This is a genomic window from Cryobacterium sandaracinum (assembly GCF_004403415.1).
Classification (GTDB): Bacteria; Actinomycetota; Actinomycetes; order Actinomycetales; family Microbacteriaceae; genus Cryobacterium; species Cryobacterium sandaracinum.
In genome coordinates this window covers 29,156-42,065 of sequence record NZ_SOGO01000033.1, presented here as the reverse complement: position 1 = coordinate 42,065, position 12,910 = coordinate 29,156, and the positions used below count along the sequence as shown (strand labels likewise).

At 69.5% G+C, this 12,910-nt stretch carries 7 protein-coding genes; 3 read left to right on the top strand and 4 right to left on the bottom strand.

Going from position 1 to position 12,910, the window contains the following annotated elements; genetic code table 11:
* Positions 1 to 67 precede the first annotated feature (67 nt).
* Together E3T25_RS11635 and E3T25_RS11630 are read left to right on the top strand one after the other, a co-directional pair.
* Positions 68 to 2,299 (top strand): glycosyltransferase, encoded by a 2,232-nt coding sequence (locus E3T25_RS11635; RefSeq protein WP_134374390.1) that lies wholly within the window; start codon positions 68 to 70, stop codon positions 2,297 to 2,299.
* Positions 2,296 to 3,612, top strand: coding sequence for a nucleotide disphospho-sugar-binding domain-containing protein (locus tag E3T25_RS11630; protein ID WP_134374388.1), 1,317 nt, complete (start codon positions 2,296 to 2,298; stop codon positions 3,610 to 3,612). Before E3T25_RS11635 ends, E3T25_RS11630 begins: the two co-directional genes overlap by 4 nt.
* A gap of 19 nt (positions 3,613 to 3,631) precedes the next feature.
* On the opposite strand, the gene E3T25_RS11625 is transcribed toward E3T25_RS11630, so the two are convergent.
* The 4 genes from E3T25_RS11625 to E3T25_RS11610 form a co-directional block, all read right to left on the bottom strand.
* The gene (locus tag E3T25_RS11625) at positions 3,632 to 4,204 is read right to left on the bottom strand and encodes a DUF2017 family protein (RefSeq protein WP_134374386.1); all 573 of its coding nucleotides are present in this window, start codon (positions 4,202 to 4,204) and stop codon (positions 3,632 to 3,634) included.
* Positions 4,201 to 4,485, bottom strand: coding sequence for an ATP-dependent Clp protease adapter ClpS (gene clpS / locus E3T25_RS11620; RefSeq protein ID WP_233191428.1), 285 nt, complete (start codon positions 4,483 to 4,485; stop codon positions 4,201 to 4,203). The genes E3T25_RS11625 and clpS overlap by 4 nt, the downstream gene beginning before the upstream one ends.
* A gap of 83 nt (positions 4,486 to 4,568) precedes the next feature.
* Positions 4,569 to 5,252, bottom strand: a complete 684-nt coding sequence (locus E3T25_RS11615) for a nucleotidyltransferase family protein (protein WP_134374384.1) — start codon at positions 5,250 to 5,252, stop codon at positions 4,569 to 4,571.
* Between the two features lie 242 nt (positions 5,253 to 5,494).
* The gene (locus E3T25_RS11610) at positions 5,495 to 6,916 is read right to left on the bottom strand and encodes an amidohydrolase family protein (protein WP_104099389.1); all 1,422 of its coding nucleotides are present in this window, start codon (positions 6,914 to 6,916) and stop codon (positions 5,495 to 5,497) included.
* A gap of 204 nt (positions 6,917 to 7,120) precedes the next feature.
* On the opposite strand from E3T25_RS11610, the gene pulA reads away from it, so the two are divergent.
* Positions 7,121 to 12,904, top strand: a complete 5,784-nt coding sequence (gene pulA / locus E3T25_RS11605; RefSeq protein WP_241980820.1) for a pullulanase-type alpha-1,6-glucosidase — start codon at positions 7,121 to 7,123, stop codon at positions 12,902 to 12,904.
* Positions 12,905 to 12,910 lie beyond the last annotated feature (6 nt).

Here is a 12,910-nt window from a genome sequence, read left to right as displayed (position 1 = left end):
ACGTTCCGACATCGGCTACGTGTATGTTCGGATCGGACTGCTTGAAGCAGGAGACAGAGGGGGCACCGTGGGAACTCACACGACGCTGGACACGATGCGGCAGACCCGGTCAATCCTGGACGGCATTCGCTGCGCCGACGACCTGACCATCGCAGCGAGCCGGGACGGCGGCATCCGCGCCGTGCGCCTGCTCGCGCAGGCGGCGACCGACCCTGGCGACCAGCTGACCGCGATCGCGGCCATTCACTCGCTCGGCCAGGTGTTCGACGAGTCCGCGGATGACGTGCTCGTGTCGCTGCTCACCCACGACTCCCTCTTCATCCGCGAACACACGGCGTGGGCGTTCGGCGCCCGGCTGCCCCGGTTCGAGGCGATCTCCGGACTGCTGAGCATGGTGGTCGACGGCGGCTTCTCCGGCATGATCGCCCAGCGCACGCTGGAGCAGTGGAGCTCGTCGGTGCCGGTGCATGTGGCGCTCGCCCTCGAGGGCACCCTGATCGGCGTGCATGAGTGCGGCGCCCGCGCCCGCCTGGTCGAAACGATGGGTCTCATCGCCGGGCGCATCCCCGAACGTCTGCTGCGCCGGGTCGCAGTCGACGGCTCCGAGCCGAACGCGGTGCGTGCGGCGGCGATCGCGGCCATCGGCGACCTCGGTCCGAACGAGGCCAACATCCGTATCGTGAGCGACCTGTCGCAGGGCAGCGGCGTGCTTGCCGATGTGGCCCGGCTCGCCCTGATCGACCTGACCGTGCCGGCCTACCCGCGCCCGCCGTGGAGCCGGGGGCTGACGGTGGCCCAACTCTTCCTGCACGCCGACATCGACCGCGAACTCAGCCAGGTGGGAGCCGGCGATAACGGCGGCATCGCCACGCTGCTCGTGCGCCTGGGCGACGCGCTCGTCTCCGGCGGCAGCGGCAGCGGCGGCAGTGAGCGCGGCGGCTCCGTGGAACGGGTGCTCACCCTCTCCCGCGGCAGCTTCGCCGGCGCGCTCACCTCTTTGTCCGAGGTCGGGTCTTCCCTCGCGGAGCACGCCTTCGCGACCGTGCCCTTCCTGGGCGAACCCGTCGCCTCGGTCGATGCCTGGCCGCGGCGGATTGCGACGCAGCGCGGCATCCGTCGCATTCTGCGCGCCGCCGGCACCGTCGACGCGATCCACCTGCGAATGGCCGACATCGGCACGCTGGCTGCCTCCACCGTCGCCCGCGAGCTCGACATTCCGATCGTGTTCACGGTGGCCCCCGACCCGCACAGCGTCATCCACTCCCTCGACAGTTCCGGGGTGCTCACCCGGGCGAACTTCGGCACGGTCGACGAGACCGAGCACTTCTGGTTCCGGGCCCGGCTCGTGCAGCGGCTGGCCGCGGATGCCGCGCACACCGTTCTCTTCCCGAGGCCCGAGCTGCGGCGTGACATGCGCGACCTTGTGGGAATCGATATCCGGCAGCATCCGGAACGCCACTCCGTGATCGCGGAGGGCATCGACCTCGCCGTGATCGAGCGTGCCCTGGCGGATGCCCGACTCGCGGCCGACCCGCCCGCCGCGCACGCGACCGGCGCGACCGGCGTGACCAGCGCGGCTGGCGCGGCGGGCGCAGCGGCGCTAGCCGAACTGGACGACCTGCTCACCACCCTCCCGCTGAGCCGGCGCGGGCTTCCGCTCGCCGTCACCGTCGGACGCCTGCACCGCGTCAAGGGCATGGCTGCCCTGGTGCAGGCGTGGGCTGCGGATGTTGACCTGCGCGCCCGCTGCAACCTGCTCATCCTCGGCGGGGACCTGAATTCTCCCTCCCTCGACGAGAAAAGCCAGCTGGACCAGATGGCCGCGGTCGTCGACCTCGCCAATGCGGCCGACCAGGGCCTACTGCTCGCCGGGCACCGCACCAACGACACCGTGGCGCACTGGCTGGCCGCGGCCCGGTACGGCCGGCCCGGACTGGCGGCCCCCAATGGGGCGTATGTCTGCGCGAGCATGAAGGAAGAATTCGGCATCGCCCTGCTTGAGGCCATGGCGACCGGGCTCACCGTCGTCGCCCCGAATTCCGGCGGCCCGGCCACCTATGTGGAGCACGCAGTGACGGGTTTCCTCGTCGACACCGGCAACCAAACGGCCCTGGCGGGCGGGATCATCGCTGCACTCGATTTGGCTGCCGGCCCCCTCGGACCGGAGTACGCGGACCGGGCCGGGGAAATGGTGTCGCGTTCCTTCACGATCCAGGCCATGGCTGAGACGCTGACCCGGGTCTACCGCGACGTCGCCGACACGAACGAGTCGGGCGCGTACCTGATGAGCGTTTCATGACGCTGCTGATCATCAGCCCGGACTACGCCTCCCACCTGTTCCCGCTGGCCACTCTGGGCACCGCGTGGCTGGAGGCCGGCGAACGCGTCGTGGTGGCCAGCGGCTCGGCCACTGCCGACATCGTGGCCGCGTTCGGATTCGAGCGCATACACCTGCAAGTGGGCCGCGGCTCGAACCCCGGCACGATCCGCGCCGAGGAACAGCCGACGGGCGAGGACGACGCGCTCCGCGGGTTCTTCGACGCCACCCGGCTCGGAATGGTGGAAACGCTCTGTTTCCAGGCCGAGGCACGCAGCAGCGATCTGCTCTGGAACCCGGTGGAGGTGGCCCGCGCGGTACAGCTCATCGTGGCCGAGGTGCAACCCGACCACGTGATCGTCGATCACCTGGCGTTCAGTGCGCGCCTCGCTTTGGTGAGTGCGGGCATCCGTCACGCCGATGTGGTGCTCGGTCACCCGTCGGCGCTGCCCGTGGGCGCGGAGGTCTACGGTTTCCCGCCGGAGTGGCCGCTCGCCTTCGCGCCCGACAGCGACGACCTCGGCGCACTCCTGACGATCTGCGAGAGCGTGCGGGATGCGTTCACCACCCAGTGGAACGACGCCCTGCGGGTTCTCGACCCGGCCGCGCTGCCGAGCCCGGATGCGTTCATGGAGTCCGGAGACATCCTGCTGCTCAATTATCCGGCCGAGCTGCACGACACCGCACGTGGCGAGTTGCTGCCGCCGCACGCGTTCCTCGGCTCCGCCGTGCGCAACGAGGCCGCCGACGGCGAGGTGAACGCCTGGCTCGCCGCCGACAGTGACCGGCCCATCGTCTATGTCAGTTTCGGCAGCTTCCTGTCGGTGCGCGGGGATGTTCTCGCCCGGGTGGCCGAGGCGCTTGCCGCACTCGACGTGCGGGTGGCCGTCGCCACCGGTGCCACCGACCCCGCGGAACTCGGGCCGATCCCCGACTCCTGGCTCGTGCGCGCGTTCCTGCCGCAGGTCACCGTGCTGGCGCGCTCGGCTCTGGCGGTGTCGCACGGCGGCAACAACAGCGTCACCGAGGCGATGACCTCGGGGGTGCCACTGCTGCTGCTGCCCTTCTCCACCGACCAGTTCGCCGGGGCCGCCGCGGTCGAAGCGGCCGGATTCGGGCTGTCCCTCGCGCCCAACACGGCTACGGTTGAGGAGCTTCGGGCCGGAATAGCCGAACTGCTCGCGCTCGACGGGGACGCCCGGCGAAGCCTGGATCGGTTGAGTTCCTCGCTGCAGGGCGGGGCCGGGCCCAAGCGCGCGTACGCGGCGCTGCTGGCGGTGCCGGTCGAGCTGTAGGTTGCGAGTATCCGGGAGGTCAGACGTCGATCGCGTAGACCAGGGATTCCTGCACCATACCGAACCAATCGTAGATGTCGTTCAGGAACGGTGCCGCGTCGGCGCTCCGCGCCGGCACCCCGTCGGGCCCGATCTCGAGGCGTTCGGCAAGGGTGAGGCGCAGGTCGGTGAGCGTGCGCAGCCAGGACTGCACGTCGTCGGCGTCGAGGTCGATAATCACGGGCGCCTCGGCGGATGCGGCCGCGTCGGCGGTCGCAGGTAGCTCGGCGTCGTTCGGTTCGTCGGCGATGTCGGCGGGCGGTTCCTCGCCGAGCGTCGCAAGCATGCACCGGGCGTTCCGCACCTTGCGCTCGAGCAGGTCATCGGCGGTGAACCGGCGGAATTCCGCGGCGGCCTCGGGGTCATCGGCGTAGGCATCCGGCAGCAGCCGACGCAGGGCCGGGTCACCGGATGTGCCGAGTGCGTGGGTTTCGGCGCCCTCCAGCAGGTCAATCAGCTGGCTCGCGGCCAGGCGCAACAGGCCGATCTCGACGGGTTCGAACCGGGCGGTCACGCTGCGGGCGTTCTCGCTGCCCGTCATGAACTGCATCATGCGTCGGCCTTGGCGAGGGTGGCCCACAGCCCGTAGCCGTGCATGGCTTCGACGTGGCGTTCCATTGCTTCCCGGTTGCCGGAAGCGACGACGGCCTTCCCGTCGTTGTGCACCTGCAGCATGAGGCGCTCGGACTCCAAGGCGGAGATGCCGAAGTAGCTGCGGAACACGTAGGAGACGTAGGACATCAGGTTCACCGGGTCGTCCCAGACGATGGTGATCCAGGGGCGATCGAGGGACACGGCGTCTCGCAGATCGAGTCGTTCGTCAGTCTTCGGCACGGGTTAAGCCTCACACGGAGGGGGGGCAATTCCAACCCGGTGTGGCCGGTGTCCGGGGGCGTGGTGCGGTGCGGTTTCGGTGCTCAATCGCGCGTGTCGACGTCGAGCCCGGTCTCGAGGTCGGCGCAATCGACCAGCCGGGTGTTGTGAGAACGCAGGTAGGGACGTGCGCCGGTGTCGCCGGTGGCGGTGTCGATGAGCGCGCCCCAGTGTGCTCGCCCGATCACCACCGGGTGTCCCGGGCGGGCGTCGAAGCCTGCCTGCCGGAGCGTGAGCGGGCCGACGGGGTTCGCGTCGGCATCCGTGGCACCGGGCACGGTGTCACCGGGCAGGGTGTCGATGGGCAGGGTGTCGATGGGCAGGGTGCCGATCAGTCGTGCGACCGTGCCGGGCAGCAGACCCGGGATATCGACCGGGACGATCGCCACGGCGACCGGAGCAGGCAGGAGCTCGGTGGCCTGCAGCTCGGTGGCTTGTCGCAGGCCCGCCCGCAGGGACGCGGAGAGTCCCTCTGCCCAGTCTTCAGCCTGCGTGAGGACGACCGACGGGGTCATGCCGAATTGGTGGAGCAGTGCCCGGACTTCTGCGGTTTCGGCGCCGAGCACGACGATCACCGGTGAGCAGCCGGCATCCGTGAGCGTGCGGATCGTGCGCACCAGCCAGGGGATGCCGTCGTCGCCTCGCGCAAGTGCCTTCGGCATGCCGTAACGGGAGCCGGCGCCGGCTGCGAGCACGAGGCCGGCGATTGGTGCGGAGGAAGTGGCCATGCCTGCCATCGTAGGGCGGTGCGGGTGTGGGCACGGGTGTGAAGGTCGGTCGGGCACGGCCCGCACGATTCTCACCTTTTAGTCCATCAACCCCTGACGAATTCGACGGAGATTTCACCGATTTCGCGCCCAAACGGATGCTCGGGGCCGGTTCTAAGCAAAATCTCCGTCGAATTCGTTCGGCCAGGACGGGATTGAGGGCGGGACTGGAAGGCGGGAGGGCGGCTCAATCGCCGGGCGGCTCAACCACCGGTCGGGGCGAGCACCCGGCGGCCGCGCACGAAGACGCCGGCGATCGCGGGCTGGCGGAGGGCCAGCAGAAGCGCGAAGAGGGTCTGGTCGGTGGCCATCTCCTCGTCGTCGGCCCGGATGCCGCGCTCGAGCACCGTGGCAAGGGGCTCCCAGCGGTCCGGCTCGATCAGGAGGAAGTCGGCGTCCTTGCCCACGTCGAAGTTGCCGAACCGGGCCTCCATGTCGAGTGCGCGCGCGCCGGCCAGGGTGCCGGTGAAGAGCAGGGCGGCCGGATCCAGCGACAGGCCCGCCTCTCCGGGCTCGGAGAGGTGCACCTTGAAACAGTCGTTGAGCACCCGGGAGATGAGCCATTCGTCGCCCGCGCCGACATCCGACCCGATCGCCACATTCACGCCGAACGACGTCGTGCGCAGCCACGGCATGGTGCCCGATCCCAGGAACTGCTGCGACGTGGGGCAGTGCGCCACGCTCGTTCCCGTCTCGGCCAGGCGAGCCAGCTCGCTGTTCTCGCAGTGCACGGCGTGGGCGAGGATGCTGCGCCGCCCCAGCAGGCTCGACCCGCCTCGCGCCGAACCCGGCAGGAACCGGCCGTCGTAGGTGTCGAGGTAGGTGTCGACCTGGTAGACCGACTTCACGGCCTCGATCTCGCCCGTGCCGGGCCGGTTGTTCTCGTTCAGGTGGCTGTGGAAGTAGACCCCCTGGCCGCGCACCGCGTCGTAGAGCTCGCCGAGCCCCGCCAGGGTCGTGGGGGTGACGGAGAGGCTGAATCGCGGCACCACCGCCACCTGAAGCAGCGCGGTGGCGGCGTCGCCGGTGTCGACCGCGTGCCAGCGGGCGATCTCATCCGTCACAAGCTCCAGGGCCCTGGCCTCGCTCGTGAGCAGCGCCTGCGAGGGCTTCGAACCGACCGTCTGGATTCCGCGCCCGCTGACCAGGCGCAGTCCGGCCCGGTGCGACTCCTCGAACAGGGCGTCCTGCGCGGGAGGGAACGCGGAGCCGAAGACCAGGGCGCTGGTCGTGCCCGCGGCGACGCGGCGACGGGTGAAGTCCCGGGCGATCTGCTCGCCGAACCCGGGGTCGGCCAGGCGAGCCTCGGCCGGGAAGACGCAGTTGTCCAGCCACTCGAGCAGCTGGCCGCCGCCATAGGAATCCGTGGAATAGGTCTGCGGGAAGTGCACGTGGGTGTCGACGAAGCCGGGCAGGATGAAACCGCCCCGGTTGTCGGTGACCGCCAGGGTTTCGTAGACGGCAGGGAGGTCGACGAATGAGCCCACCCAGGCGATCCGGCCCGTGTCGGTGGTCACCAGGACGCCGTCGGGCAGGGACACGAGGTGCCGGTGCGCGGCGGCCACGGTGGGGGAGCCGGCAATGTGGAAGATGTGGCCGCGGTAGACCCGGCTGGACGGTGTCACGTGAGAGCCCGTTCTCTGTTCGTCGTTCTCTTCCACTGGACTCGTTTCCACCGGACTCGTTCAGTGTATTGGGGGTCGTCAGGCTCGACCGCCGCGCGATCAAGTAAACGCTTGCAGCAAACGCTTGCATAAGCGGTACGCGACGGAGTAGCGTCACATCTGTTGTTCTCAGCGCCACCGGGCGCGAGACAGGGGGAGTCACTGTTGACGAAACGCACCGCTACACGCCGCCCGGCCATCCGCCGCATTGTGGCCACGATCGGAGCCGGCGCGATCGTTCTCTCCGGTCTCGCCTTCTCCGAGATGTCCGCGGCCGCCGCCACCCCGACGGTCGCCCTGGTCGGCAGCCTGCAGAGCGAGTTGGGCTGCACGGAGGACTGGCAGCCGGCCTGCGAGTCCACCGAGCTGGCCCCGACGGGCGTCGACGGGGTCTGGTCCGCCGAGTTCACGGTGCCGGCCGGCAGCTACGACTACAAGGTCGCCCTCAACGACGCGTGGGACGAGACCTACGGGCTGGACGGTGGCGCCGACAACGTCCCGCTGACCATCGCCGGTGAAAGCCGAATGAGCTTCACCTTCGACCTCGGCCGGAAGCGCGTCGGCCTCGAGGTACTCTCCCTGGCCGGTGCCTACTCCGCGGAGGACGAGGCCGTGGCGGCCGCGCCCATCCGCCAGCCCGGCAGCGACGAGCAGTTCTACTTCGTGATGACCGACCGGTTCAAGGACGCCGACCCGGCCAACAACACCGCCGGCCTCGGCGACGACCCACTGGTATCCGGCTACGACCCCGCGAACAAGGGTTTCTACAACGGCGGCGACCTCGCCGGGCTCCGTTCCCAGCTCGACTACATCGAGGGTCTCGGCACGAGCGCCCTCTGGCTCACGCCGTCCTTCAAGAACCGGGCCGTGCAGGGCGAGGGCGCGAACGCGTCCGCGGGCTACCACGGCTACTGGATCACCGACTTCACCCAGATCGACCCGCACCTCGGCACCAACGCCGAGCTCAAGGCGCTCATCGACGACGCGCACGCCCGCGGCATCAAGGTGTACTTCGACATCATCACCAACCACACCGCCGACGTCATCGACAACGAGGAGAAGCAGTACTCCTACATCGACAAGGCGACGTCGCCCTACACGACCGCGGCCGGCGAGCCCTTCGACCCGGCCGACTACGCGGGGACCGACGAATTCCCGACCCTCGACGGGACATCCTTCCCCTACACGCCGTTCGTCGCGGCCGCCGACGCCACGGCCAAGGTGCCGGCCTGGCTGAACGACCCGACGCTTTACCACAACCGGGGAGATTCGACCTTCGAGGGTGAGAGCAACCTCGACGGCGACTTCTCCGGCCTCGACGACCTGATGACCGAGAACCCGGCCGTCGTGAACGGCTTCGTCGACGTATACACGGACTGGGTCGACCTCGGTATCGACGGCTTCCGCATCGACACGGTCAAGCACGTCAACCTGGAGTTCTGGGACACGTGGTCCACGCAGGTGCTCGACTACGCGCACGCCGCGGGCAAGCCCGACTTCTTCATGTTCGGTGAGGTCTACGACGCGGATGCCGCGAAGACGTCCCCGTACGTGCGCAAGACCGACCTCAACTCGGTGCTCGACTTCGGATTCCAGTCGCAGGCGACCAGCTTCGCCGCCGGCAACTCCGCGAAGGGGCTCAGCCAGCTGTTCGCCTCCGACGACCTCTACACGACTCCCGACTCCAACGCCTCCGCGCTGCCGACCTTCCTCGGCAACCACGACATGGGCCGGATCGGCTACTTCCTGAAGAACACCGATGACCCGCTTGCCCGCGACGTGCTCGCCCACGAGCTCATGTTCCTGACCCGCGGCCAGCCGGTGGTCTACTACGGCGACGAGCAGGGTTTCATGGGCGCGGGCGGCGACAAGGACGCCCGCCAGTCGCTGTTCGCCAGCCAGGTGCCCGAGTACGCGAACCAGCCGCTGATCACCGGCGAGACCGCCGGTTCGATCGACCGGTTCGGGACGGATGCGCCGCTCTACAGTCGGATCGCTGAGCTCTCCGCGCTGCGGAGCGACCACCCGGCCCTCGCGACGGGCGCCCAGATCGAGCGCTACGCCGACACCGGGGCCGGCGTCTACGCGTTCAGCCGGGTCGACCGCACGGAGAAGATCGAACACCTCGTCGCCGTCAACAACTCGGCCGCGGCGAAAACCGTGACGATCCCCACCCTCACCACGGGTGCGTCCTACTCGGTGCTGTTCGGCGACACCGCTTCCGCGGTATCCGGCGACACCGGGGATCTGGCCGTCACCGTGCCGGCCCGCGGCTCGGTCGTGTTCGTGGCCGACCGACCCGTCAGCGCTCCGGCCGCGGCCGCCGCGATCACGGTCGCCGCCCCGGCAGCCGGAGCCGGCGTCACCGGCGTCTCACCCGTCGGGGCCACCGTCGACGACGGGACCTGGCAGGAGACCGGCTTCGCCTGGCGGGTCGTGGGTGACACTGCGTGGACCAGCCTCGGCACCGCCGAAGACACCACTCCGCGGGTCTTCCACGACACCGCCGGCCTCGCCACGGGCACCCTGGTCGAGTACCGCGCCGTCTCCACGGATGCCGCCGGCCAGCGGGCCGCCGCGTCCAGCTTCGCCTCCGTGGGCAACACGGTTTCGCTCGCCGATACCGGCACGCCCGACGCCGCGATCGACCTGGTCACGGTGGCCGGTAGTCACAACTCCGAGATGGGTTGTGCCGGGGACTGGCAGCCCGGCTGTGAGGCCGCGAAACTGACCCTCCGGGCCGACGGCATCTACGCCGGCACCTTCGACCTTCCGGCCGGCGACTACGAGTACAAGATCGCCGTCAACGGCTCCTGGGACCTCAACTACGGTTCCGGCGGGGTTCCCGGCGGCGACAACGTGAGCTACACGACCGACGGCGGCCCGGTCACGTTCTACTTCGACCCGCGCAACAACTTCTTTCAGGGCACGGCCGAGGGCGATATCGTCGTCGCGGCCGGTTCCTTCCAGGAGGAGGCCGGTTGCCCCGGAGACTGGAAACCGGACTGCCTCGCAACCTGGCTGCAGGACGTGGACGGCGACGGCATCCTCACCCTGAGTTCGAACACCCTGCCGACCGGCTCGTACGAGGCGAAGGTCGCGCACAACCTCGGCTGGGACGAGAACTATGGCGCCGACGGCGTGCCGAACGGAGCGAACCTGTCGTTCACGGCCACCGAGGGCAAGGAAACCCTGTTCAGCTACGACCTCGTCGCCCACGTGCTCACGATCACGGTGACCGACCCGCCGCTGGCCGGCACCGGAGCGCAGCGCGCGCACTGGGTGAGCGAGAAGACCCTCGCCTGGCCGCGTGACCTGCTGCCCGCGAATGCCGACCCGGCCGCGCTCGGTTACACGCTGCACTCCTCGTCGTCCGCCGACCTGGCGGTCGTCGACGGAGCGGTGACCGGCGGTGACACGGTCGCCCTCGAGTACGACCCGGCCGGTCTCTCCGACGCGGAGAAAGCGCGTTTCCCGGCCCTCGCCGGGTCCGTGGCCCTGCGCCCGGTCGGTGTGGACCGGGTGGAGCTGGAACGGCTGCTGACCACCCAGCTGGCGGTGGCCCAGTCCGGCACCGGCACCGGCACCGACGACACCACAGGCATCCTCACCGCGTTCACGGGCGTGCAACTGCCCGGCGTGCTCGACGACCTCTACGCGGATGCCGCAGCGGACCGGACGCTCGGCATCACCTGGTCCAAGAAGCGGCCCACGATCGCGGTCTGGGCTCCCACGGCGCAGAACGTCGACGCGCTCGTCTGGACGGCGGGCGACACGGCCGACCCGGAGCGCATCGCGTTGACGCGCCAGGATGACGGCACGTGGACCGCGACCGGCGCCAAGAACTGGACCGGCGCATCCTTCGTCTTCGAGGTCACGGTGTTCGCGCCGACGACGGGGAAGATCGAGGTGAACCAGGTCACCGACCCGTACTCGGTCGCCCTGACGCAGAACTCCACCCGGTCGGTGCTCATCGACCTGGCCGATAAGGCTTACCGCCCCAAGGCGTGGGAGAAAGCGAAGGCGCCGGTCATCGAGAAGGCCGTGGACCGGTCGATCTACGAACTGCACGTGCGCGACTTCTCGATCTCCGACGACACCGTGCCGGAAGAGCTCCGCGGCACCTACGGCGCGTTCGGGGTCGACAGCGCGGGAACCCGGCATCTGTCCGAGCTGGCGGCTGCCGGGCTCAACACCGTGCACCTGCTGCCGACCTTCGACATCGCCACGATCCAGGAAGACCGCGCCCTCCAGGCCGTTCCGGCCTGCGACCTGGCCTCCTTCGGACCGGCCTCGCCGGGCCAGCAGGCGTGCATCCAGGCGATCAGGGACCAGGACGGATTCAACTGGGGCTACGACCCGTTCCACTTCTCGGCGCCGGAGGGGTCCTACGCGGTGAATGCCCACGGCGGCGCCCGGGTGGCCGAGTTCCGCGGCATGGTGGGGGCCCTGCACGAGGACGGCCTGCAGGTCGTACTCGACGAGGTGTTCAACCACACCGCGCAGAGCGGCCAGGGGGAGAAATCGGTGCTCGACCAGGTCGTGCCCGGTTACTACCACCGTCTCAACCCGCAAGGCTCCGTCGAGACCTCCACCTGCTGCCAGAACATCGCCACCGAGCACGAACTGGCCCAGAAGCTCATGGTCGACTCCGTCGTGCTCTGGGCGAAGGAGTACCGCGTGGACGGGTTCCGGTTCGACCTGATGGGCCACCACTCGAAGGCCAACCTGCTGGCCGTGCGGGATGCCCTCGACGCGCTCACCCTGAAAAAGGACGGCGTGAACGGCCAGGCGATCTACCTCTACGGTGAGGGCTGGAACTTCGGCGAGGTCGCGAACAACGCCCTGTTCGAGCAGGCGACGCAGGGCCAGCTGGGCGGAACCGGCATCGGCACGTTCAACGACCGGCTGCGCGACGCGGTGCATGGCGGCAGCCCCGTCGACGGCAGCACCGTGCAGCAGCAGGGCTTCGGCACCGGGCTCGGCACCGATCCCAACGGCGTGGCGATCAACGGCACCCCCGAGCAGGCGCTCGCCCGGCTCGGGCAGGCCAGCGACCTGGTGCGGCTCGGCCTGGCCGCGAACCTGCGCGACTTCAGCTTCGTCACCAGCGACGGCACGGTGAAGCGCGGCGACGAACTCGACTACAACGGGTCGCCGGCCGGGTATGCGGACCAGCCGGACGAGGTGATCAACTACGTCGACGCGCACGACAACGAGACGCTCTACGACCTGCTCGCCCTCAAGCTGCCGGCCGACACCGGGATGAGTGACCGGGTGCGAATGAACACCCTGTCCCTTGCCACCGCGACCCTGTCGCAGGCGCCATCGCTCTGGCACGCCGGAACCGACCTGCTGCGCTCGAAGTCGCTCGACCGCGACAGCTACAACTCGGGCGACTGGTTCAACCGCATCGACTGGACCGGCCAGACCAGCAACTTCGGCGTCGGTCTGCCGTCAGCGGCCGCCAACGAGGACAAGTGGGCCATCATGCGCCCGCTGCTCGAGGACCCGGCCCTCAAGCCGACGCCGGACGACATCAGCTTCGCGTCGGCCCAGGCCCAGGACCTGCTGCGCCTCAAACAGTCGACTGAACTGTTCCGGCTCGGCGATGCGAAGCTGATCAACCAGAAGCTGACCTTCCCGGCTAGCGGACCGGACGCCACCCCCGGCGTCATCGCGATGAGCGTCGACGACACGGTGGGAGGCGACGTCGACAAGAAACTGGACGGCCTGCTGGTGCTCTTCAACGCCAGCCCCGAACCTCAGACGGTTCTGCTCAGCGAGTTGGCCGGGCGCGGCTACGCCCTCAGCGGCATCCAGGCCGCCGGGACGGATGCGCTCGTCAAGTCGACGACCTGGGACGCGGCGACCGGCACGGTAACGGTTCCCGCCCGCACGGTCGCGGTGCTCGTCGACGCGCAGGAGCGGACGGCGAAGAAGCGGTAACCCGCG